Origin of the sequence: Hydrogenophaga sedimenti, assembly GCF_051857515.1 — a bacterium.
In the GTDB taxonomy this organism is placed as follows: Bacteria; Pseudomonadota; Gammaproteobacteria; order Burkholderiales; family Burkholderiaceae_C; genus Hydrogenophaga.
The window spans coordinates 142,679-163,978 of sequence record NZ_JBPZHA010000012.1 but is presented as its reverse complement, the minus strand read 5'-3'; the positions used below and the strand labels follow the sequence as shown (position 1 = coordinate 163,978).

Genomic DNA, 21,300 nt, shown 5'->3' with positions numbered 1-21,300 from the left:
AGTCTGGAGACGGTATGCCGATGCCTGCACGATGGATAGCTTTCAGCCACCTGTCTGTCGCTGTTGGAGTCATGGTCGTCCTGGCGGGCTGCGGTGGTGGCGACAGTCCAGCGAACGAAACCCCGGCAAAGAGCACCGCATCGGCCAACGGCGCCCAACCCACCAGCGGTCAGCCCAACACGGCCGCAGTTCCCGGCACCACGCTGGCGCTGGACGCCGACCAGCCCGGTGCCATCGCAGGCGAGCAGGCCTATCGGATGGGCCAGGTCGCCGCCAAGGCAGCAGCGGTGCGCATCCCCGTTTACCGCTTCTACAACGGCGATACCGGGGCCCATTTCTTCACCACCAACACCACCGAGCGCGACCACGTTCAAAACAACCTCTCGCCCCCCTTCGTTTATGAGGGTGTGGCGTTTTCGGTGGCCAGCGCCTTCTCGCCGGGCCTGAGCCCCGTGCACCGCTTCTTCAACACCCGAAGCGGTGTTCACTTCTACACCATCAGCGAAGCCGAGCGCGCCAACGTGGCGGCGAACCTGCCGCAATTCACCTACGAGGGGGTGGCCTACCACGCCAGCCAGGTGGCGGGCGCCGGGCTGCTCCCGTTCCACCGCTTCTTCGTGCCCAGCCGTGGGTTTCACTTCTTCACCGCCAGCGAAGAAGAAAAGACCAGCATCCAGGCCAATCTGAGCGGCGTCTACAGCTACGAAGGCATCGGGTATCACGTGCTGGCCAACGACTGGCGGGCCGAGAAGCTGCCGCACACGGGCATCACCAACAGCCAGTGCTACGAAACGGGCAGCAACACCCTCGTCGCCTGCGGCGGCGCCACCACCACCGCCTTGAACCCGCAGCAGGACGGGCACCGCACCTCCGGCAATCCGATGGGCTACAGCGCACTCGGAACGGTTCCCGTGACCAGCTGCCTGCGCGACAACGTCACGGGACTGATCTGGGAAGGCAAGGAGGCGACGGGCACGCGCGCCGGCAGCAACACCTACTCCAACAACGGGACCAACCTCGCCACCGACGCCAGCGGATACGTGATCCACGTCAATGGCATCGGGCTGTGTGGTTTTACCGACTGGCGCCTGCCCTCGCGTCAGGAACTGCTGACGCTCATGGATTCCGGGCGAACCACAGCTGCATCCATCAACACCACCTGGTTTCCCAACACACCAGCCACTTCGTTTTGGAGTGGCCAGGGCCTGAGCACCGACAACGCGCTCGCCTGGTATGCCTCTTTCATGGGTGGTTCTTCCTATTCCAGCGCCGCCCCGCGCACGACGGCCTATGCGGTGCGTCTGGTGCGGGGCGCCGGGCCCGTGGGCGCGCGCTTCACCTACAGCACCGTGCCCTATGGCAGCGATACGGTCAACAACGTGGTCAACGACGCATGGACCGGGTTGCAGTGGCGCCGCTGCGAGCAGGGGCGGTTCTGGAATGGCAGCGCCTGCGCCGGCTCGGTCAGCAGCTTCACACACGAACAGGCGCTGTCCCATGCCCGGGTGCAAAGCGGCTGGCGCCTGCCCAACATCAAGGAGCTGGCCAGCCTGGGCGACCTGAGCGTGACCAGCGGAGCGCGCGTCGATCCCGCAGCGTTTCCGGGAGCGATCGGCGCGTACCTGTGGTCGTCTTCGCCCTACGCGGTCAACTCCGGTTCGGCCTGGCTCGTCTACTTCAACTATGGCAGCGTCCTTGCCTTCACCCGCGGCAGTGGCTTTTTCGTGCGTCTGGTGCGGCTCCCACAGTGAAGGGCGGACGGCTAAAACCGCTTCTCCAGCGTCAGCTGGTCGTTGGTTTTCTGCAACTGGAAGCGGTTGAGAAAGCTGTTGCCCAGCAGCACGAAGGGCATCGGTTGCGGCGAGACCACGGCGTCGACTTCGTAGGCCACGACGTCGCCGACACGCACCGAATCCAGGCGAATCAGGTAGCCGACCGAGACGCCGTTGGCGGTGCTCATCTGGATGCGCTTGCCGTGCTCGTACTTGAGGTCGATGCGCCGGGCTTCCGCGGCGCCCAGGGCCACGGTGGTGGCGCCGGTGTCCACCATGAACTTCACCGATTTGCCGTTGATCTGGCCATCGGGCAGGAAGTGGCCGCTCGGGTCGGCGGTCAACACGATGCGCTGACCGCCTCCGCCCGCCCTGGCCTTGCCCACGCTGACGGGGGCGCCGCCAACCTGCAGCGTCTGTTTCTGGCCGTTGACCTCGACCGTGGCGGCGTCACCGTCCAGCGACAGCAGCTTGACACCCTGCTGGGTCTGACCGATGGCGACGAAGCGGGGCGGAGCGCCGTCGATCACCAGCAGGGCTTTCTGCCCCGACACGCCCGACAGCGCGACCTGTGGCGCGGTCGTCTGTGCGCCAGCTGCGGCGCTGGTGCAGGCCAGCACCAGGGTCAAGGTGGCGCGCAGGAAGTTCAAGACAGGCTTTCCGGTACGGGGCAGGATCAGCGCGGCTTGCCGACCGCCGAATAGGCGTCGGTGTGGCGGTTGGCCAGGAACGACTTGAGCTTGGCGGGCGCGCTCTTGCAGTTGTCGACGTTGCGGGCCACATCGTTGCCGGCGCGCAGGTTCAGGCTCTGGTCGAGCATGTTGCCGACTTCGGTGAAGGCGTCGCTGCGTTCTTTCATCGAGGTGTACTTCTCGATCAGCTGGTCGCTGGCGGTGATGGCCATGATGTGGTCCTTGCGCCATTCGTCGTAGACCTGCTCGATGCCGGCGACGTGCTCCGCCGCCCGGGTCTTGCAGAAATCGATGCTCTTGCGCATCGCCAGCTCCATGCCGGCAATCTTCATGGCCGCCATCACCCGGCTCTTTTCTTCCGGGGTCTTGAAGCGCTTCTCCAGCGGCTGTGTCAGGTCCACCGCAGGTGCGTCGGTCTTGGGCGCGACCAGTGATTGCGAGCCCGGGCCGCATTCGCTGTCCTGGAACACGGTGGCACCGGTCGGGCCCTTGCATTTGAAGACACCGGCGTGAGCGGAACCGCAGAGCATGACGGCCAGCGCCAGTGCGGCCAGCGGGCGAAGGGCGGGTTTTGCCATCTCGGAACTCGGGCAGGGCATGGCTCAGTCGCGGAAGTTGTCGAAACCCAGCGGCAGGTCCTTGAGCTCGCTGCGGATCAGGGCCATGGCCGCCTGCAGGTCGTCGCGCTTGCCGCCGGTCACGCGCACGGCGTCGCCCTGGATCGCAGCCTGCACCTTCATCTTGCTGTTCTTGATGGTCTGCTGGATCTTCTTGGCGTCTTCGCTGGCGATGCCGTTCTTGACCTTGACCACCTGCTTGACCTTGTCGCCGCCGATCTTCTCGACCTTGCCGATGTCCAGGAAGCGCACATCCACATTGCGCTTGGTCATCTTGTTGCGCAGGATGTCTTCGACCTGCTGCAGCTGGAAGTCGGCGTCGCCGAACAGCGTGATCTCCTTGTCCTTCTCCTTGAGCTCGATGGCGGCGCTGGTGCCCTTGAAATCGAAGCGGGTGCCGATTTCCTTGGCCACCTGGTCGACCGCGTTTTTCACTTCGACGAAATCGGCTTCAAGAACGGTATCGAAAGAGGGCATGAAAGGAACTCCCGGGAGCGTGAATGAGACAATTCATGGATGTTAGTCGAGAACAATGTCGCCCTCCAGCCGCTGAACACCTTCGGCATTGCCGCCCGTGCACAAGCGCTCGCCCGGCTGCGCTCCGAAGACGATCTGCGGACGCTGATGGCCAGCGCCGCATGGCGCACACCGTCGGTCGCATTCCCTGTGTTCGTGCTTGGCGGCGGCAGCAATCTGGTGCTCACCGGCGACGTCAAGGCCCTGGTGCTGAAGGTCGACATCACCGGGCGGCGCCTGGTCGAGGAAACCGACAAGGGCTGGCTGATCGAAGCCGGTGCGGGCGAGAACTGGCACGGTTTCGTGACCTGGACGCTGGAGCAGGGCTGTCCGGGGCTGGAGAACATGGCGCTGATCCCCGGCACCGTGGGCGCTTCGCCGGTGCAGAACATCGGGGCCTACGGGGTCGAGCTGCAGGACCGCTTCCATTCGCTGGACGCCATCGACCTGCATACTGGTCAGGCGTTCAGTCTTGATGCCGCGCAGTGCGGCTTCGGCTACCGCGACTCGGTGTTCAAGCACGTTCCGACCGACGAACGCAGCTTCGGGCTGGCGGGCCGCGCCGTGATCACCCGCGTGCGCTTCTGGCTGCCCAAGCCCTGGAAACCGGTGCTGGGTTACCTGGACCTGGAACGCAAGATGGAAGAAACGGGCATCCGCTCACCCGATGCGCGCCAGATCTACGACTGGGTGGTGGCGATCCGCCGCGCCAAGCTGCCGGACCCGGCCGTCATTGGCAACGCCGGCAGTTTCTTCAAGAACCCGACGGTCACGCCCGAGCAGTGCGCCGACATCATCGCGCGCGATCCGAAGGTGGTGCATTACCCGATGGCCGACGGCAGCATCAAGCTGGCGGCCGGCTGGCTGATCGACGCCTGCGGCTGGAAGGGCAAGACCATGGGCCATGCCGGCGTGTACGAGAAACAGGCGCTGGTGCTGGTCAACAAGGGCGACGCCGAGCATCCTTGCACGGGCGGCGAAGTGATGACCCTGGCGAAGGCCATCCAGACCAGCGTGTACGAGCGCTTTGGCATCCGGCTGGAGCCGGAGCCTGTCGTTCTCTGAGGGCAAGCGAAAGCGGCGCGACACCCGGGTAGGCGCTGCGCCGCTCATGTCCCCCGGTTCCGGCGATGCCGGAACCTCCCCCTCTACTTCGCTATGCAGCACCCATCCGGGTGCCGCACCGCTTTCACTTGCCGCCTTCGAGCTTGAAGATCTCCGCCGTGCCGTCGCCCATCGACAGCAGACCCGTGTGGGCGTAGATGCCCAGCTTGGCGCGCGTGTCGGTGATGTCGAGGTTGCGCATGGTCAGCTGACCGATGCGGTCCAGCGGGCTGAACGGCGCGTCTTCCACCTTTTCCATCGACAGGCGCTCGGGCGCGTAGGTCAGGTTGGGCGACTCGGTGTTGAGGATGGAGTAGTCGTTGCCGCGGCGCAGTTCCAGCGTCACTTCGCCGGTGATGGCGCGGGCCACCCAGCGCTGGGCGGTTTCGCGCAGCATGATGGACTGCGGGTCGAACCAGCGGCCCTGGTAGAGCAGGCGGCCGAGCTTGAGGCCGTTGATGCGGTACTGCTCGATCGTATCTTCGTTGTGGATGCCGGTGACCAGGCGCTCGTAGGCGATGTGCAGCAGCGCCATTCCGGGGGCTTCGTAGATGCCGCGGCTCTTGGCTTCGATGATGCGGTTCTCGATCTGGTCGCTCATGCCCAGACCGTGGCGGCCGCCGATCTCGTTGGCCTTGAGGAACAGGTCCACCGGCGAGTCGAAGGTCTGGCCGTTCAGGGCGACCGGCTGGCCTTCTTCGAAGCGGATGGTGATTTCTTCGGCCTTCACGTCCACTTCCGGCTTCCAGAACGCCACGCCCATGATGGGGTTGACGATGCGGATGCCGCTGTTGAGGTGTTCCAGGTCCTTGGCTTCGTGCGTGGCGCCGAGCATGTTGCTGTCGGTGCTGTAGGCCTTCTCGACCGACATCTTGTAGTCGAAGCCGTTGGCGATCAGGAACTCGCTCATTTCCTTGCGGCCGCCCAGCTCGTCGATGAAGCGCTGGTCCAGCCAGGGCTTGTAGATCTTCAGGCTGGGGTTGGTCAGCAGGCCGTAGCGGTAGAAGCGTTCGATGTCGTTGCCCTTGAAGGTCGAGCCGTCGCCCCAGATGTGGACGTCGTCTTCCTTCATGGCAGCCACCAGCATGGTGCCGGTCACGGCGCGGCCCAGCGGGGTGGTGTTGAAGTAGGTGATGCCGCCGGTGCTGATGTGGAAGGCACCGCACTGGATGGCGGCGATGCCTTCGTGCGCCAGCTGCAGGCGGCAGTCCACCAGGCGGGCTTTTTCAGCGCCGTAGGCCATGGCCTTGCGCGGGATCTCTTCGTAGTCCGACTCGTCGGGCTGGCCGAGGTTGGCGGTGTAGGCATAGGGCAGGGCGCCTTTCTGCTTCATCCACAGCAGGGCGGCGGAAGTGTCCAGGCCGCCGGAAAAGGCGATGCCGACTTTCTGCTGGGTGGGCAGGTTCTGAAGAATGGTGGCCATGTGTGTGCTCGTGTCTGGTTCAGCCGCGGATCAGCCGAAATGGCAGATGTAGTGGTAGGCCTCGGTCACGCGGATCTCGAAGCTGCTGTTGCCGGGCACGTTGAACTTCTCGCCCGGGCCGGACTTGAGCCAGGCGTCGGTGCCGGCCAGCTTGTACTCGCAGCCGCCGGCCACGCATTCCATGATCTCGGGCGCGCCGGTGTTGAAGGTCAGGGTGGCGGGCAGCACCACGCCGACCGACTTCTTGGTGCCGTCGGGGAAGGTGATGCCGTGGCTGACGCACTTGCCGTCGAAGTAGACATTGGCCTGGGTGGTGACGGCAACGCCGTCGATGCGCGAGGTGGTCATGTGAGGAGGGTCCGGAAAAAGAAACGGGCGCCGAACGGCGCCCGGGTAACCCAGCATTTTAGGGGGCTGCGCATGCTGCCCCAGTGTGGGTCAGGGAAGGTTGGTCCAGTACACCGCGTAATTTGCATTGACATAAAGGCGACCACCGCACACGGCCAGTCCACCAATGGCGTCCAACGCGGCCGGAAGGGAGCCGAAGTAAACACCAGAGCTGTATGCGGTTCCGATCACGGTAGTCACGTCGCCCGCCGGGGTGATCTTCCGAACCGTGTAGCCGTCCCTGTCCCCGACATACACATTGCCAGTTGATTTATCAACTGCTATTGCAAAAGGGTTGTCAAACTTGGCTGCAGTTCCCGGGCCGTCAACAACGCCAGGTGAGGACTGACCGGCGAGTGTGGTGACGAGACCTGTTGGAGTGATTTTTCGAATTCGGTGATTCAATTCATCTGCAACATAAATATTGTTGCCTGAATCAATTGCGATTTGCCCCGGGTCATTAAATCTGGCGGTTGTTCCCTGGCCATCTGAAAACCCACTTCTGTTGTATGCGAGTACAGATGAGTCGGCTCCTGCAAATGTACTTACTATGCCTGTAGGAGTGATTTTTCGAATGGCATTATTTCCGCTTTCACTAACAAAAATATTCCCATTTGAATCAATTGCGATCCCTGCAATTTTTTGAAATCGAGCGGCTGACGCAACGCCATTTACATAGCCAGAATTCGCGGTCAAGCTGCCTGCAATTGTTGTGACCAATCCGGCTGGCGTGATCGATCGAACTGTCTTGTAGTCAGCTGTGTACCCCGTTCCATTGGCCGCAAAAGTCACTGAGCGTAGCTCATCGAAAGCTGCTCCACTCCCTGTCCCATCGGCGTAGTTGTACGGACCGTTTCGATTTCCTACCCAACTTGTGACCAACCCTGCGGAGTTGATCAGCCGAATTTCACTGCCGCTCATATAGTCGGAGCTGTCGGTGACAAAAAGGGTGCCTGCAGGATTGCAAGCCATGCCACGCAACTCCTTGAATCGTGCGGATTCGCCGAGCCCATTGACGTAACCAGAGGCATTCACTTTTCCTGCGAACGAAGCCAGCGCCTTGTCATAGCTCCCCACTGCAGCATTGACGTAATACCCCACGCCTTCGTAGTTGTACGTCGCCGAGAGGTTGGCGATGATCGAATCGCGTTCGGCGGCACTGGTGGTGTAGAAATGGAAGCCCTTCTGGCGGTGATAAAAGCGGTAGAGGCCGGTGGTGCCCGCCAGGGCAGTCTTGGCGGCGTAATAGGCAACACCATCCAGATTCATTTCCGGGCGGCTGGCCTGGATCTGTGCCTTTTCCGTTTCGCTGATGGTGAAGAAATGGGCGCCCGTAAGGGTGTTGTAGAAGCGGTAGACCGGCGATAGTCCGGTGTCGGCGCTGGCCCAGGCCGAGAACACCGCGCCTTCGTACCGGAACTGGGGCAGGGTGTTGAGGGTGCGGTCGCGCTCGGTCAGGTCGCGAGTGAACAGGTGCGCGCCTGTATTGATGTTGTAGAAGCGGTAGAGTGGGGCGCTCGGCGCCACAAAAGCCTTGGTGCTGGCGCCTAACGACTTTTGTGTCGTTCCATCCGAACTTGACGGTGATGGCTGCTGGACTTCCGCCCGGTTCAGGGCAGCAGATTCCGACCAGTACTGCACGTCCTTTTCGGAAACGTTGTCCTCGCTGGTCTTGGCCGTGGTGGTGTCATTGGTGGTGGTGGAAGCCGCCACCAGCGGATCGCTGGTATCGGTTCTCGGGTCGTGGCCGCCGCCGCAGGCGGCCAGAAGAGCGCTCAGGCATAGCGCCAGCGCCCGTGTCGGATGACGGGTCATGTGATTCCTCCCTGGGTTCGTGAAACTGACGCAGAAAATTGTAGTGCTTCCGGCCTAATGAATTCGGGTGTGGACGCTGGCCTGATGGGTTCATCCTCCCGATGGAGGATGCCCCGGCAAGAAAAAAGGGCTGGCGCGTTTCCGCGCCAGCCCTGGATTCAGGCTTATCGGTTTCTGATCAGTTCAACGGCCAGGCTTTGTAGGCGATACCTTCGTAGTTGTAGTACTGCCCCAGGGTGGCAATGATGTTGTCGCGTTCTGCCACGCTGGCGGTGTAGAGGTGGGTTCCCACGCCAAGCCGGTAGAAGCGGTAAACGTCGACTGTGCCCGCAATCGCGGAGCCGGCGGGCGGCGCGTACCAGGCGATGCCTTCATAGGTGTAGACGTTGGAGAGGTTGGCGATGACGTAGGCTTTTTCGGTTTCGCTGTTGGTGTAGAAATGCACACCCAGTCGGGTGTTGTAGAACCTGTACACGGGACCAAGCCCACTTCCCGCGGCTGGCGAGACCATGTAGACCGGCGATTCGTAAGTCAGTGCCGGGTTGTTGGTCCGGGCGGCATCCCGCTCGTCGGCATTGGCACTGAAGAAATGGGCGCCATTGCCGGTGTTGTAGAAGCGGAAGACCATCCGGTAGCCCGGATTGAGCCAGTTGATCAGGCCGTTTTCATAGGCCAGGTCGAAGCGACCGTAGTAGTCCTTGCCGGCGGTGTTGGTGCAGGTAGAAGTCCCTCCCCACAGTTGGCCAATCACCTTGGGGTTGGCGGTGGTGCCGTCGTGGAGCAGGGAGGAGCCACTGCTGCCGCCTTCGGTGATGCCGGAGCTCCAGCTCACTTCGTACATCGGGTACTTGTCGTCGGTCCAGGTGTCACCCAGGTCATTGCCGATGTACAGGAAGTAGTTCGTCAGCACGCCATCGCTGCGACGCATCCAGCCACCGGTCGGGTGGTGCAGGGAGACGTAGTTGGTGCCCGTGTTGACGCTGTGGCGCTGGAAGGCCCAGCCGGCATACATCACGCCGGCAGGAGGTGCGCTGACCAGGTCGATGAGCGAGGTGTCGGTGCCGTCCGAAGTCACGACGATCTGGCCATTGCGCTCGGCGTAGGTGGAGGCTTCCGACTTGTTGTAGCGCAGCGTGGCGCCACCGGCCACCGAGGTCCAGTTCGGATTGATGGTGGTGCTGTTGCAGGCACTGCTGCGGTAGAACCAGTAGGTGACGACCGTGCTGGCGACGGTCTGCGTGCTGATGCAGTGGTTGGCGGTCAGCACATAGCCCAACTGGGATGCGCCGCGATTGGCCACCAGCGTGCCGGAGCAGACGTAGCTGCCTGCACCGTCCGTGAAGTCCATCGTCGTGATGGCGTTGACGGCCGGTGGCAATGTGCAGGTTGCATCCGGGGTCACGGCAGGGCAGTCCGTTTTGGCTTGCAGCTGGCCCAGCTCGGCTTCCATGGCGTTCTGGACCTGGTGGATGAGCTTGGGAATGGCCAGCGAGACACTGGAGGTGTCGCGGCCGGCGGGCAGATCCACTTCGAGCACGGTGGCTTCGCCCATCGTCGCGGGCATCCAGTAGGTGTGGGCATTGGCCGAGTCGCCGTCGGCCGCGACGTTGGTGCGGATGGCGGACTTGATGTGCGCTCCGGTGGTTTGCTGCGCCTGGCTGCTGCCGTCCGCATAGACCCGCAGCACGGCGTCGTCGGGCAGGTTCTGCACCTCCAGGCCCAGGCGCAGGGCCTTGGCGCCGGTGGAGCTCAGGCGGATGCTGGCGCGTTGCACGCCGGTGCCGGTGGCAGTCCAGGTCAGGAGCTGTTGCAGGCTCTTGGTCAGGGTGGTGGCCGCGACGGGGCGGGCGAAGCCGGTCTGGTAGGCGCGGGGCTTGAGCAGGCCGCCGTTTTTCTTGTTGTTTTTCTCGCGTTGTTCGAGATCGGCGGCCGATGGCGCGCCCAGATCGACGCTGGCGCCGGACTTGCGAGCCATCTTGTTGTCGATGCTCACCGCCGTGAAGGCCTCGGCGGCGGTGCCGCGCTTGGCTTCCGACGCGGTCGGGGTGACGGCGTCGGCCTTGTTGAGGCTGACCTCCTGGTCGCTGGAGGCCACCGAATTGCTGACTGGCAAGACAGAGGCGTTCTTGGCCGAGGTGGTCGGTGTCGACTCGTTGGCGCCGCCGCAGGCGGCGAGAGCGGCTGCGGCCATCAAGGCCAGCCAGCGCAGGTTCTTCATCATCATGGGCACTTCCTCCTTTTATGGATTGCTCATTTTATGGGCGACCGTTCAGCGGAGCATCACCGCTTCAACACACGGCGGCTCCACTCATCGGCCGAAAACCCGACAGAAACCTCGTTCTCTGCCCATTCGACGACCGGTCGCTTGATCAGGCTGGTGTGGCGTTGCATCACGCCCCGCGCCGCCGTCGCATCGGTCACAACCGCCCGGGTGGCGTCGTCCAGTCCGCGCCAGGTGGTGCCCTTGCGGTTGAGCAGGGGTTCCCAGCCGAGCGCCGCGATCCACCGGTCCAGCGTTACGTCGGAAACACCTTGTTTCTTGAAATCATGAAACTGGTGCGCGATGCCGCGTTCGGTCAGCCAGGCGCGTGCCTTCTTGACGGTGTCGCAATTCGGGATGCCGTAGAGGGTGATCATGGTGGCGATTGTCGGGGCATCGCGCGCGGATGGGACAATCGCCCCCATGCAATCCGTCGACTTGTCCGCACCTCCCACCAGCTTGAACGAATGGCTCGCGCACTGCGAGCGGCAGCACCCTCAGGGCATCAGCGGCATCGAGCTGGGGCTGGACCGGGTCCAGCAGGTTGCCCGGCGCATGGGGCTGGTCATGCCCTGCCCGGTGATCACCGTGGCCGGGACCAACGGCAAGGGGTCCACCTGCGCCATGCTCGAGGCGATCTACAGCGAAGCGGGTTACCGGACCGGTGTCTACACCTCGCCGCACCTGGTGCATTTCGAGGAACGCTGCCGCGTCGGTCGCGAAGCGGTGGCCGCCGAGGCCCTGCTGCCGGCGTTCTCCGAGGTCGAGCGCGCGCGCCTGGGTGATGGCGGGCAGGGCGCCGATGGCGTGGTGGTTCTGACCTATTTCGAGTTCACGACCCTGGTCATTCTGCGCACGCTGGCCGACAGCGGCATCGAGGTGGCGATCCTTGAGGTCGGGCTGGGCGGGCGTCTGGACGCGGTGAACATCGTTGACCCCGACTGTGCGGTCATCACCTGCATCGCGCTGGACCACATGACCTTGCTGGGCAACGACCGGGAGGCGATCGGCTACGAGAAGGCCGGCATCATGCGCACCGGCCGGACCGTGGTCGTGAGCGACCCGGTGCCGCCGCAGAGCGTGCTCGACCGGGCGCTGGAGATCGGCGCCGAACTCTGGCGCATCGGCAAGGATTTTCATTTCGCCGGCGACCAGCAGCAGTGGGGCTGGGCGATGCACCCCTCACACGGCGGGCGCCGTTTCAGTGGCATGGCCTACCCGGCGCTGCGCGGCGCCAACCAGCTGGTCAATGCCTCGGGCGTGCTGGCCGCGATCGAGGCCCTGCGGCCCCGGTTGCCGGTGACGGCGCAGGCGGTGCGCAACGGGCTGGCCATGGTCGAGCTGCCGGGGCGGTTCCAGATCGTGCCAGGCCAGCCGACGCTGGTGCTCGACGTGGCCCACAACCCGCATTCGGTGGCGGCGCTGGCCGAAAACCTCGACGCCATGGGTTACTACCCGGTGACGCACGCCGTGTTCGGCGCGATGGCGGACAAGGACCTGGGTGCGATGCTCGAACGCATCGGCCCCCTGGTTGACCACTGGTACCTGACCGATCTGCCGCTGCCGCGGGCCAGCCTCGCGCAGGATCTGGCCCGCTCGCTGGACGCCAGTCCGGTCACGGCGCCGGGCGGCAAAAGCCGGGTCGCGGGATGCCACGCAACGCCCCTGGACGCCCTGCGTGCAGCGGTCTCTGTAGCAGACCCCGCTGATAGAATCGTGGTCTTTGGCTCCTTCCACACGGTGGGTGGTGTTCTGAGGAATGGTGTGCCGCGTCTGTCGGCCAGGCACCTCGCGGACTGACCCCTTTCGTTCACTTCGCCGGGCTTCACGTCGCATGCTCCTATCCCGTTCCGGTTCAGCAGGCCATTCGGCCCCTCCGCCGCCGCAAAGCATCGAGGCCGTGCGCCGCAAGGCTCGCCATCGCCTGATCGGCGCCGCGGTGCTGGTTCTGGCGGGTGTGCTGGGCTTCCCGCTGCTGTTCGACACGCAACCGCGCCCGATCGCGGTCGACATTCCGATCGAAATCCCTTCGCGCAATCCTGCGCCGACCGCGAAAGGGGAGGTGGCTGCACCGGCAGCGCCTGCCGCCACCAAGTCCACCGCAGTGGCCACGGCCGACAGCCTGGCGGCGCGCGAGGAAGTGATCGAATCCAGGCCGGAGGCCACTGCGCCGTCGCCGAAGCCCGCGGAAAAGCCGGCCGAAAAGCCCGCTGACAAGGCGGCAGACAAGCTCCCTGCGAAAGCCCCGGAAAAGCCGGCGGCCAAGCCCGCGGCCGAGAAGGTCGCCGAAAAGCCCGCAGAAAAACCGGCGGACAAGGCGGTCGACAAACCCGCAGCCGGCAACGAGCGCATCGTGGTGCAGGTGGGCGCGTTTGCCGAGGTCGATCGTGCCCGCGAGGCCCGCCTCAAGCTGGAGCGCGCAGGACTCAAGACATACACCCACGTGGCCGAAACACCGCAGGGGCGCCGCATCCGCGTCCGCATGGGGCCGTTTGCCACCAAGGCCGAGGCCGAGAAGGCCGCCGCAAAGGCGAAGACGCTGGGCTTGCCGGCGGCACTGCTCTGGTTGTGATCGGTCGGTCGAGCGTCCGGGGCCTGGTGTGATCAATTTCGTGGATGGCGTGTTGCTGTTCATCCTGGTGCTGTCGGCGATCGTGGGCATGTGGCGCGGGCTGGTGTACGAGGTGCTTTCCGTGATGGCCTGGGTGGCGGCGTTTGTGCTGGCGCAGCACTATGCGGACCAGGTGGCCGGATGGCTGCCGATGGATGGGGCATCGCCGGGCTTGCGGACTGCGGCCGGTTTCGCCGCGGTATTCGTGGCCAGCGCATTCGCCGGGGGATTCCTGGCCTGGGTGGTGAAAAAAATGGTGGCGGCGGTCGGATTGCGTCCGATCGATCGCGTGTTGGGTGCTGCATTCGGCCTGCTGCGGGGTGCAGTGGTGCTGCTGGCGGTGGCCGTGGTTGTGGGCATGACCCCGCTGCATTCGCAGCCGGGGTGGCAGTCCTCGGCGGTGGCGCGGGTGCTGGTGAGCAGCCTGCATGCGCTCAAGCCCTTGTTGCCGGAGCCGGTGGCCCGTCACCTGACCTGAATCGACAGTCTTAGTTTCGTTGAGGATCCGAACATGTGTGGAATCGTGGGTGTGGTCAGCCAGACACCAGTCAATCAGCTGATCTATGACGCCTTGCTGCTGTTGCAGCACCGTGGCCAGGATGCGGCCGGCATTGCAACGCAGCTGGGGAGCAAGTTCTTCATGCACAAGGCCAAGGGCATGGTGCGCGACGTGTTCCGCACGCGCAACATGCGCGCGCTGCCGGGCAATGTGGGCCTGGGCCAGGTGCGCTATCCGACGGCGGGCAACGCCTTCAGCGAAGAGGAGGCCCAGCCCTTCTATGTCAACGCGCCGTTCGGCATCGTGATGGTGCACAACGGCAACCTGACCAACGCCAAGCTGCTCAAGCAGGAGCTGTTCCAGACCGACCACCGCCACATCAACACGGAGAGCGACTCGGAAGTGTTGCTCAACGTGCTGGCGCACGAGCTGGAGAAGTCCACCCGCGGTGTGACCCTCAAGCCGGCCGATGTGTTCGCGGCGGTGCGTGGCGTGCACCAGCGCATCAAGGGTTCGTATGCGGTGATCGCGCTGATCGCGGGCCATGGCCTGCTGGCGTTCCGTGATCCCTATGGCATCCGTCCGCTGTGCGTGGGCCGCAACGCCGAAGGCTCGGTGATGGTGGCCAGCGAGTCGGTGACGCTCGAAGGCAACGGCTTCGAGCTCGATCGCGATGTGCAGCCGGGCGAAGCCCTGTTCATCGACCTGCAAGGCCAGACCAGCTTCGAGCAATGCGCGGACAAAGTCAGCCACAACCCCTGCATCTTCGAATACGTCTACCTGGCCCGTCCGGATTCGGTGCTCGACGGCATTTCGGTCTACCAGGCGCGCCTGAACCTGGGCAAGACCCTGGCCAAGCGCCTGGTGTCCACCGTGCCGCCCAGCGAGATCGACGTCGTCATCCCCATCCCGGAGTCCTCGCGCCCCAGCGCGATGGAACTGGCCCAGCTGCTGGGCCTGCCGTACCGCGAAGGTTTCGTGAAGAACCGCTATGTCGGCCGCACCTTCATCATGCCCGGCCAGGGCGTGCGCAAGAAGTCGGTGCGCCAGAAGCTCAACGTGATTGCCAGCGAGTTCAAGGGCCGCAACGTGCTGCTGGTGGACGACTCCATCGTGCGTGGCACCACGTCCAAGGAAATCGTGCAGATGGCGCGCGACGCCGGTGCGCGCAAGGTCTACATGGCCAGCGCCGCGCCGCCAGTGCGCTTTCCCAACGTCTACGGCATCGACATGCCCACGCCGCAGGAGCTGGTGGCGCACGACCGCACGGTCGAGCAGATCCGCGAGATCATCGGCTGCGACGCGCTGATCTACCAGGACGTGGACGCGATGAAGCAGGCCATTGGCTCGCTCAACCCCGGCCTGGCCGGTTTCGACGCCTCGTGCTTCGATGGTGTCTACGTCACCGGCGACATCACGCAGGAAACCATTGCCCGCATGAACCAGGGCCGTGACCAGAGCGAAGAAGGTCAGGAAGACGCCTCGCGCCTGGCCCTGCCCAACGCGCAGACCGCCTGAGTGAGGGCCGGATGAGCAAGGACACCTCTTTTCCTGATGCCAACAACCTGCACCGCGAAACGCTCGCGGTGCGCGCGGCCGTCGAGCGCAGCCAGTACGGCGAAAACTCCGAAGCGCTGTTTCTGACCAGCGGTTATGTGCAGCCGTCGGCAGCGGCCGCGGCCGCGCGGTTTGCCGGCGACGAGGACGGTTTCACTTATGGCCGCTACGGCAACCCCACTGTCACCAGCTTCGAGCAGCGTCTGGCCGCGCTAGAAGGCGCGCCGGCCTGCATCTCCACCGCCTCGGGCATGTCGGCCATCCTCATGATGTGCATGGGCCTGCTCAAGGCGGGCGACCACGTGCTGTGCTCGCGTTCGATGTTTGGCTCGACCATCAAGCTGATCGGTTCCGATCTCGCCAAGTTTGGCGTGGAGTCCAGCTTCGTCTCGCAGACCGACGTCGGTGAGTGGAAGGCGGCCATCAAACCCAACACGCGCCTGCTCTTCGCCGAGACGCCGACCAACCCGCTGACCGAGGTCTGCGACATCCGCGCGCTGGCCGATCTGGCGCACAACGCCGGCGCGCTGCTCGCGGTCGACAACTGCTTTGCCACGCCGGCGCTGCAACGGCCGATGTCGCTGGGCGCCGACATCGTCATGCACTCCGGCACCAAGTTCCTCGACGGCCAGGGGCGCGTCATGGCCGGTGCGCTGTGTGCCAGCGAAGAGCTGGTCAACAAGACCTTCCTGCCGGTGCTCAAGAGTGGCGGCATGACGCTCGCGCCGTTCAATGCCTGGGTCGTCCTCAAGGGGCTCGAAACGCTGGACCTGCGGCTGCGCGCGCAGTCGGCGCAGGCGCTGGCACTGGCGCAGTGGCTGGAATCGCATCCCGCAGTGGCGCGCGTCTTCTACCCGGGCTTGATGAGCCACCCGCAGCACGCGTTGGCCCTGCAGCAGCAGTCCGGCCTCGGTGGAGCTGTCTTGTCCTTCGAGGTCAAGGCCTCCGACGCCGATCAGGCCCGCGCGCGGGCCTTCCATGTGCTGGACTCGATGCAGGTCCTGTCGCTGTCGACCAACCTAGGCGACACCAAGACCCTGTGCGCCCACCCGGCCAGCACCTCGCATGGCCGCCTGACCGAGGCGCAGCGCCAGGCCGCGGGTGTGAGCCAGGGGTTGATCCGCGTGGCCGTCGGCCTTGAACACCTGGACGACATCCGCACCGACCTGGACCGCGGCCTCTCCAGCATCTGATGCTCAGCCTCTGAATCCTCTGAACCGTCCCATGACCGTCCGCACCCGTTTCGCTCCTTCGCCCACCGGTTTCATCCACCTGGGCAACATCCGCTCCGCGCTGTATCCGTGGGCGTTTGCCCGTGCCAACCAGGGCACCTTCATTCTTCGCATCGAAGACACCGACCTGGAGCGCTCCACGCAAGCGGCCGTGGACGTGATCATCGAAGGCATGAAGTGGCTGGGCCTCGATCACGACGAGGGCCCGTTCTATCAGATGCAGCGCATGGACCGGTACAAGGTCGTGCTGGCCAAGATGCAGGCCAAAGGGCTGGTCTATCCCTGCTACATGAGCGTGGAAGAACTCGATGCACTGCGCGAGCGCCAGATGGCCAACAAGGAAAAGCCGCGTTACGACGGCACCTGGCGCCCCGAACCGGGCAAGACCCTGCCCGCCATCCCCGAGGGCGTGAGGCCCGTGCTGCGTTTCAAGAACCCGCAGGGTGGTTCGGTGGTGTGGGAAGACAAGGTCAAGGGCCGTGTCGAGTTCAGCAACGACGAACTCGATGACCTGGTGATCGCGCGCCCCGACGGCACGCCGACCTACAACTTCTGCGTCGTGGTGGACGACATCGACATGGACATCACGCACGTGATCCGTGGCGACGACCACGTGAACAACACGCCGCGCCAGATCAACATCTTCCGCGCACTGGGCAAAGAGCCGCCCGTGTACGCCCACCTGCCGACGGTGCTGAACGAGCAGGGCGAGAAGATGAGCAAGCGCAACGGCGCCAAGCCGGTGACGCAGTACCGCGAAGAAGGCTATCTGCCCGACGCGATGGTGAACTACCTGGCACGTCTGGGCTGGAGCCATGGCGACGACGAGATCTTCAGCCGCGGGCAGTTCCTGCAGTGGTTCAACCTCGACCACCTGGGCAGCAGCGCCGGCCGTTTCGACGAGGCCAAGCTGCGCTGGGTCAACGCCCAGCATCTGAAGGCCATGGACGATGCGGCGCTGGCGCCGCTGGTGGGCGAGCAGCTCGCCAAGCGGGGCATCACCGCCGACGAGCGCCTGCCGCGCATCTGTGGCCTGTTCAAGGACCGTTGCGACACGCTCGTGGTGCTGGCCGACTGGGCGGCGGCGTTCTATGCCGACATCACACCGTCGGACGCCGAGCGCGCACAGCACATCACCGACGCGATCCGTCCCGTGCTGCAGACCCTGGCCCAGAAGCTGGCCGAGTGTGCCTGGGACAAGGCCGCCATCTCCGCAGCCATCAAGGAAACCATCACCGCCCACGGTGTGAAGATGCCGCAACTGGCGATGCCGGTGCGGGTGCTGGTGATGGGCACGGCCCAGACGCCGTCGCTCGATGCGGTGCTCGAACTGCAAAATCGTCAAACAGTTTTGTCGAGGTTGCAGAAAGCCTGAAAAATGGTCTATAATTTGAGTCTTGCTGATTCGCGCTGAGTTGTTCGCAACAAAGCACGAAACAGTAACCCAGAAGTGGATTTCGTGGGGGTATAGCTCAGCTGGGAGAGCGCTTGCATGGCATGCAAGAGGTCAGCGGTTCGATCCCGCTTACCTCCACCAAAAATTGAAGAATTGTGCCCTTGTGGCTTGCTACAATGCACAGTTCGGTTCTTAGGTTATGACCCTATCGTCTAGAGGCCTAGGACATCACCCTTTCACGGTGAGTACCGGGGTTCGAATCCCCGTAGGGTCGCCAAGTTTGTGGCACTTGGCCTGAAGCGCGAGCAACAGGCAAAAAGCTGCACCACGCGGAGTGGTAGTTCAGTTGGTTAGAATACCGGCCTGTCACGCCGGGGGTCGCGGGTTCGAGCCCCGTCCACTCCGCCAGTCACGGAAAAGCCGTTCAGACGTCAGTCTGAGCGGCTTTTTTCTTGCCTGCGCGCGCCTGGCGCGCGCTTTTTCAGGCGGTCCTGGCGACCGGGCGCTTGACCAGGCCGGTCGACAGCGACGTGCCCACCATGATGACAAGCCCGCAGCCGATCATCCAGGGCGTGATGTGTTCGTTCAGGAACAGACGGCCGTAGAACAATGCAAACACAGGCACCAGGAAGGTCACGGTCAGTGCCTTGCTCGGACCGGCTTTTGCAATGATGCGGAAAAACAGGATGTAGGCCAGCGAGGTGCACAGCAGCGCAACCGCCACCATCGCGCTCCAGGCACCCGTGCTCACCGTCTGGGCTGGCCAGAGCCACCAGGTCGGCAGGGCCAGCCCCAGCGCCGCGCCGATCTGGCTGCCGGACGCGGTGGCCAGCGGATGCACACCGGTCAGGTAGCGCTTGGTGAAACTTGCGGCCAGCCCGTAGCAGGCCGTGGCCAGCAGGCAGGCCAGCATGGCCAGCAGGGCTTCTCCCGATGACGCCGCTCCCGGCGCCAGACTGAAGCCCGACTTGCCGATCACCAGCAGACACACGCCGACGAACCCGATTGCCAGTCCAGCGGAGCGCATCGCGTCGGGCCGGTCCTTGAGCCAGACCCAGGCCACGGCCGCGCCGGTCAGCGGCACGGTGGCGTTGAGGATCGAGGTCAGGCCGGTGCTGATGTGCATCACGGCGAACGCGAAGAGAGCGAACGGGATGCCCGAGTTGAGCAAGCCGACAAACAGGATCTTTCCCATGCGTTGCCGGAAGCCCGCCCAGACACCGGACACGAAAAACACCGGCAGCAGGAAGAGGGCGGCCAGTGCCACGCGCACGCCGGCAGTGGGCAATGCGCCGAACTCGGCAGCGCCCAGGCGCATGAAGAGAAACGAGGAACCCCAGAGGGCGGCCAGGAGAAGGAATTCTCCGATCAGGGACAGTGGCATGGGGATGAACTCAGAGGTCGCCGCTTTCCAGCAGCAGCAGCGCCCGTTTGCGCTCCAGTCCACCAGCATAGCCCGTGAGGGCGCCATTGGCACCGAGCACCCGGTGGCATGGCACCACGATGCTCAGGGGATTGCGGCCCACGGCGGCCCCCACGGCCCGCACGGCGTTTGGTCGTCCGATGTGCCGGGCCAGCGCGCCGTAGCTGGTCGTTTGCCCGGCCGGGATCTCGAGCAGCGCTCGCCAGACATCCTGCTGAAATGCGGTGCCCTGTGCGAGGTCGAGCGGAATGGCGAAGCGCGGGCGCTTGCCCTGAAAGTAGGCCGCGATCTGTCGGGCTGCATCGTCCAGCACAGGGTGCTGCTCGACCGTTGGCCAACTGGCCAGACGTTCGGCGGAAGGGCCGTGCCGCTGGTCGTGCACGAACCAGGTGCCGGCCAGCCCTTGCGGGCTCGCCAACAGGCGCAGGTCGCCCAGCGGGGTGGCAACCACCTTTTGCAGACATGGGTTTGGCGTGTTCATGGCGAGGTTTTCTGGGTTGGAGGGTGGGCCGGTGGTGCGCTCCAGGCGCGGATGAGTGCATAGCTGCGCCAGGGCCGCCAGCGCTGAGAAAGTTGTTCGGCCTCCTTGCGGGCGCCGGGCGTTCCGGGTGCGGCGAGACCGAGCGCATGGTGCATGGCGATGTCGCCCGCGGGCCAGGCGTCGGGCCAGCGCAGGGCGCGCATGGCGATGTAGTGCGCTGTCCAGGGGCCGATGCCCGGCAGGGTCTGCAGGGTCTGGATTTCGCGATCCGGGTCGGCACCATCGTTCAGTGTCAGTGTGCCGCCCAACACGGCCCGGGCCAGGGCCTGCAGGGCGGCCTGCCGTTGGCGGACGATGCCGATCTCGCCGAGCCGGGCAGGATCGACAGTGGCCAGGGCTTCGGGAGTCGGGAACAGGCGATCCAGGTCGGGCCAGCCAGTGTCCAGGGGCTCGCCCAGGTCCCGGGCCAGCCGGTCGGCAAGGGTGCGCGCCGCGGCGACGGTGACCTGCTGACCGAGGATGGCGCGCACCGCCAGTTCAAAGCCATCGAATGCGCCAGGCACGCGCAGGCCATCCCCTGCCGGAAAGTCGCGGTGCAGGACGGCATCGATGGCCTGCGGATCGGCATCCAGATCGAAGGCGGCACGCACCCGCGCGATCACCCAGGGCAGCGCCGGAACCAGGCCGTCGCTGACCCGCAGCACCAGTTGTCCGGCGTCGGGTTCGAGTTGCACCTGCAACCATCCCCGGTGCTCCGACCCCCGCGCCGACAACCGCAGCGTGCGCCGCAGGCTGAGCGAGGCCGGATCGATCCGCTCGATGCCGGGCAGGGCGCGGGTCGCCATGAATCCGATCAGTGCCTGGGCCTGGTACGGCGGTCTCCAGGCCAGGCGGATGCCGCTGCCGCCGGACGAGGCCCCGGTGCTGCCACCGCGCCGCATCTGCGTCGGGTTCATGCCGTAACGCCCGGCGAACGCGGCGTTGAAACGGCGCACGCTGGCGAATCCCGACATCAGGGCGACGTCGGCCACGGGCAGCGTGGTGTCCGCCAGCAGTTGTTTGGCCGACAGCAAGCGCCGGGTGAGCAGGTACTGCAGGGGCGAGACGCCCAGCCGGTCTTCGAACAGGCGCCGCAGGTGCCGGTCGCTCACGCCCAGGCGCGACGCCAGCTGCGCCACGGCCGAGGCCGTGCCGTCGCCGCGGTCCGGCTGGTCCAGCCAGGCGGTGGCCTGCCGGACCAGGATGTCACCGGCGTCTTCGGTCGACCAGTGCCGGTCGCGGGGCGCCAGTTCCGGGCGGCAGCGCAGGCAGGGGCGAAAGCCAGCTTGCTCGGCCTGGGCGGCGTGCTCAAAAAAGCGGCAGTTTCCCCGCTGCGGCGTGCGGACGCGGCAGACCGGGCGGCAGTAGATGCCGGTCGAGGTGACACCGGTGAAGAAACGGCCGTCAAAACGCGCGTCCCGGGTGCTCAGGGCGCGGTAGAGGGCGTCTTCGTCCATGGCTGGTTGGTCGGGCATG

Annotated in this window: 19 protein-coding genes and 3 tRNA genes; 11 read left to right on the top strand and 11 right to left on the bottom strand. The window is 64.9% G+C overall.

All coding sequences use genetic code 11. The features are described 5' to 3' along the window. The first annotated feature begins 71 nt into the window (after positions 1 to 71). The gene (locus ACS5NL_RS18910) at positions 72 to 1,751 is read left to right on the top strand and encodes a DUF1566 domain-containing protein (protein ID WP_439355525.1); all 1,680 of its coding nucleotides are present in this window, start codon (positions 72 to 74) and stop codon (positions 1,749 to 1,751) included. Between the two features lie 11 nt (positions 1,752 to 1,762). On the opposite strand, the gene ACS5NL_RS18905 is transcribed toward ACS5NL_RS18910, so the two are convergent. From ACS5NL_RS18905 to ACS5NL_RS18895, 3 genes are read right to left on the bottom strand one after another with little or no spacing between them, the layout of a single operon-like run. Then, on the bottom strand, positions 1,763 to 2,422 hold the full coding sequence (locus ACS5NL_RS18905) for a retropepsin-like aspartic protease family protein (protein ID WP_439355524.1): 660 nt from the start codon (positions 2,420 to 2,422) through the stop codon (positions 1,763 to 1,765). A 26-nt stretch (positions 2,423 to 2,448) separates the two neighbouring features. Continuing rightward, entirely contained in the window at positions 2,449 to 3,042 is a 594-nt protein-coding gene (locus ACS5NL_RS18900) for a DUF4124 domain-containing protein (protein ID WP_439355523.1), read from the bottom strand. A 24-nt stretch (positions 3,043 to 3,066) separates the two neighbouring features. Beyond that, positions 3,067 to 3,558 (bottom strand): YajQ family cyclic di-GMP-binding protein, encoded by a 492-nt coding sequence (locus ACS5NL_RS18895; protein WP_439355522.1) that lies wholly within the window; start codon positions 3,556 to 3,558, stop codon positions 3,067 to 3,069. A 39-nt stretch (positions 3,559 to 3,597) separates the two neighbouring features. On the opposite strand from ACS5NL_RS18895, the gene murB reads away from it, so the two are divergent. After that, entirely contained in the window at positions 3,598 to 4,662 is a 1,065-nt protein-coding gene (gene murB / locus ACS5NL_RS18890; protein WP_439355521.1) for a UDP-N-acetylmuramate dehydrogenase, read from the top strand. A gap of 124 nt (positions 4,663 to 4,786) precedes the next feature. On the opposite strand, the gene argG is transcribed toward murB, so the two are convergent. From argG to ACS5NL_RS18865, 5 genes are all read right to left on the bottom strand, one after another. Further along, a complete protein-coding gene (gene argG / locus ACS5NL_RS18885; protein WP_439355520.1) occupies positions 4,787 to 6,124 on the bottom strand; it encodes an argininosuccinate synthase in 1,338 nt (445 codons plus the stop codon). A gap of 30 nt (positions 6,125 to 6,154) precedes the next feature. After that, entirely contained in the window at positions 6,155 to 6,472 is a 318-nt protein-coding gene (gene ppnP / locus ACS5NL_RS18880; protein WP_439355519.1) for a pyrimidine/purine nucleoside phosphorylase, read from the bottom strand. A 90-nt stretch (positions 6,473 to 6,562) separates the two neighbouring features. Further along, positions 6,563 to 8,326 (bottom strand): hypothetical protein, encoded by a 1,764-nt coding sequence (locus ACS5NL_RS18875; protein ID WP_439355518.1) that lies wholly within the window; start codon positions 8,324 to 8,326, stop codon positions 6,563 to 6,565. A 178-nt stretch (positions 8,327 to 8,504) separates the two neighbouring features. Continuing rightward, a complete protein-coding gene (locus ACS5NL_RS18870; RefSeq protein ID WP_439355517.1) occupies positions 8,505 to 10,550 on the bottom strand; it encodes a hypothetical protein in 2,046 nt (681 codons plus the stop codon). A gap of 56 nt (positions 10,551 to 10,606) precedes the next feature. Next, positions 10,607 to 10,963 carry an ArsC family reductase gene (locus tag ACS5NL_RS18865; RefSeq protein WP_439355516.1) on the bottom strand — a complete coding sequence of 119 codons (357 nt, stop codon included), beginning with the start codon at positions 10,961 to 10,963 and terminating at the stop codon, positions 10,607 to 10,609. 46 nt (positions 10,964 to 11,009) lie between these two features. Here ACS5NL_RS18865 and folC point away from each other — a divergent pair, with 46 nt between their 5' ends. The 9 genes from folC (at position 11,010) to ACS5NL_RS18820 (ending at position 18,289) form a co-directional block, all read left to right on the top strand. Further along, positions 11,010 to 12,386 carry a bifunctional tetrahydrofolate synthase/dihydrofolate synthase gene (gene folC / locus ACS5NL_RS18860; protein ID WP_439355515.1) on the top strand — a complete coding sequence of 459 codons (1,377 nt, stop codon included), beginning with the start codon at positions 11,010 to 11,012 and terminating at the stop codon, positions 12,384 to 12,386. A 100-nt stretch (positions 12,387 to 12,486) separates the two neighbouring features. Beyond that, entirely contained in the window at positions 12,487 to 13,158 is a 672-nt protein-coding gene (locus ACS5NL_RS18855; RefSeq protein WP_439355514.1) for an SPOR domain-containing protein, read from the top strand. 49 nt (positions 13,159 to 13,207) lie between these two features. Continuing rightward, entirely contained in the window at positions 13,208 to 13,675 is a 468-nt protein-coding gene (locus tag ACS5NL_RS18850; RefSeq protein ID WP_439355513.1) for a CvpA family protein, read from the top strand. Between the two features lie 33 nt (positions 13,676 to 13,708). Continuing rightward, positions 13,709 to 15,214, top strand: coding sequence for an amidophosphoribosyltransferase (purF, locus tag ACS5NL_RS18845; protein ID WP_439355512.1), 1,506 nt, complete (start codon positions 13,709 to 13,711; stop codon positions 15,212 to 15,214). An 11-nt stretch (positions 15,215 to 15,225) separates the two neighbouring features. Then, entirely contained in the window at positions 15,226 to 16,446 is a 1,221-nt protein-coding gene (locus ACS5NL_RS18840) for an O-succinylhomoserine sulfhydrylase (RefSeq protein WP_439355511.1), read from the top strand. 31 nt (positions 16,447 to 16,477) lie between these two features. Next, positions 16,478 to 17,860, top strand: coding sequence for a glutamate--tRNA ligase (gene gltX, locus ACS5NL_RS18835; protein WP_439355510.1), 1,383 nt, complete (start codon positions 16,478 to 16,480; stop codon positions 17,858 to 17,860). 86 nt (positions 17,861 to 17,946) lie between these two features. Further along, positions 17,947 to 18,022: transfer RNA gene (locus ACS5NL_RS18830), tRNA-Ala, on the top strand. Positions 18,023 to 18,082: 60 nt separating this feature from the next. Then, a tRNA-Glu gene (locus ACS5NL_RS18825) sits at positions 18,083 to 18,158 on the top strand. Between the two features lie 54 nt (positions 18,159 to 18,212). Beyond that, a tRNA-Asp gene (locus tag ACS5NL_RS18820) sits at positions 18,213 to 18,289 on the top strand. A gap of 73 nt (positions 18,290 to 18,362) precedes the next feature. Here the strand turns inward: ACS5NL_RS18820 and ACS5NL_RS18815 are convergent. Genes ACS5NL_RS18815 through ACS5NL_RS18805 form a run of 3 tightly spaced genes read right to left on the bottom strand, consistent with a single transcriptional unit; the run spans position 18,363 to position 21,299 of the window. Continuing rightward, the gene (locus ACS5NL_RS18815; RefSeq protein WP_439355509.1) at positions 18,363 to 19,265 is read right to left on the bottom strand and encodes a DMT family transporter; all 903 of its coding nucleotides are present in this window, start codon (positions 19,263 to 19,265) and stop codon (positions 18,363 to 18,365) included. Between the two features lie 10 nt (positions 19,266 to 19,275). Beyond that, entirely contained in the window at positions 19,276 to 19,785 is a 510-nt protein-coding gene (locus ACS5NL_RS18810) for a methylated-DNA--[protein]-cysteine S-methyltransferase (protein ID WP_439355508.1), read from the bottom strand. Beyond that, positions 19,782 to 21,299, bottom strand: coding sequence for a DNA-3-methyladenine glycosylase 2 family protein (locus tag ACS5NL_RS18805; protein ID WP_439355507.1), 1,518 nt, complete (start codon positions 21,297 to 21,299; stop codon positions 19,782 to 19,784). The genes ACS5NL_RS18810 and ACS5NL_RS18805 overlap by 4 nt, the downstream gene beginning before the upstream one ends. Between the last annotated feature and the right edge of the window lies 1 nt (position 21,300).

Coding starts and splice junctions, on each gene's coding strand:
- ACS5NL_RS18910 (WP_439355525.1), top strand. CDS start 72: ATGGTCGTCCTGGCGGGCTGCGGTGGTGGCGACAGTCCAGCGAACGAA.
- ACS5NL_RS18900 (WP_439355523.1), bottom strand. CDS start 3,042: ATGGCAAAACCCGCCCTTCGCCCGCTGGCCGCACTGGCGCTGGCCGTC.
- ACS5NL_RS18895 (WP_439355522.1), bottom strand. CDS start 3,558: ATGCCCTCTTTCGATACCGTTCTTGAAGCCGATTTCGTCGAAGTGAAA.
- murB (WP_439355521.1), top strand. CDS start 3,598: ATGTTAGTCGAGAACAATGTCGCCCTCCAGCCGCTGAACACCTTCGGC.
- argG (WP_439355520.1), bottom strand. CDS start 6,124: ATGGCCACCATTCTTCAGAACCTGCCCACCCAGCAGAAAGTCGGCATC.
- ppnP (WP_439355519.1), bottom strand. CDS start 6,472: ATGACCACCTCGCGCATCGACGGCGTTGCCGTCACCACCCAGGCCAAT.
- ACS5NL_RS18875 (WP_439355518.1), bottom strand. CDS start 8,326: ATGACCCGTCATCCGACACGGGCGCTGGCGCTATGCCTGAGCGCTCTT.
- ACS5NL_RS18870 (WP_439355517.1), bottom strand. CDS start 10,550: ATGATGATGAAGAACCTGCGCTGGCTGGCCTTGATGGCCGCAGCCGCT.
- ACS5NL_RS18865 (WP_439355516.1), bottom strand. CDS start 10,963: ATGATCACCCTCTACGGCATCCCGAATTGCGACACCGTCAAGAAGGCA.
- folC (WP_439355515.1), top strand. CDS start 11,010: ATGCAATCCGTCGACTTGTCCGCACCTCCCACCAGCTTGAACGAATGG.
- purF (WP_439355512.1), top strand. CDS start 13,709: ATGTGTGGAATCGTGGGTGTGGTCAGCCAGACACCAGTCAATCAGCTG.
- ACS5NL_RS18840 (WP_439355511.1), top strand. CDS start 15,226: ATGAGCAAGGACACCTCTTTTCCTGATGCCAACAACCTGCACCGCGAA.
- gltX (WP_439355510.1), top strand. CDS start 16,478: ATGACCGTCCGCACCCGTTTCGCTCCTTCGCCCACCGGTTTCATCCAC.
- ACS5NL_RS18815 (WP_439355509.1), bottom strand. CDS start 19,265: ATGCCACTGTCCCTGATCGGAGAATTCCTTCTCCTGGCCGCCCTCTGG.
- ACS5NL_RS18810 (WP_439355508.1), bottom strand. CDS start 19,785: ATGAACACGCCAAACCCATGTCTGCAAAAGGTGGTTGCCACCCCGCTG.
- ACS5NL_RS18805 (WP_439355507.1), bottom strand. CDS start 21,299: ATGCCCGACCAACCAGCCATGGACGAAGACGCCCTCTACCGCGCCCTG.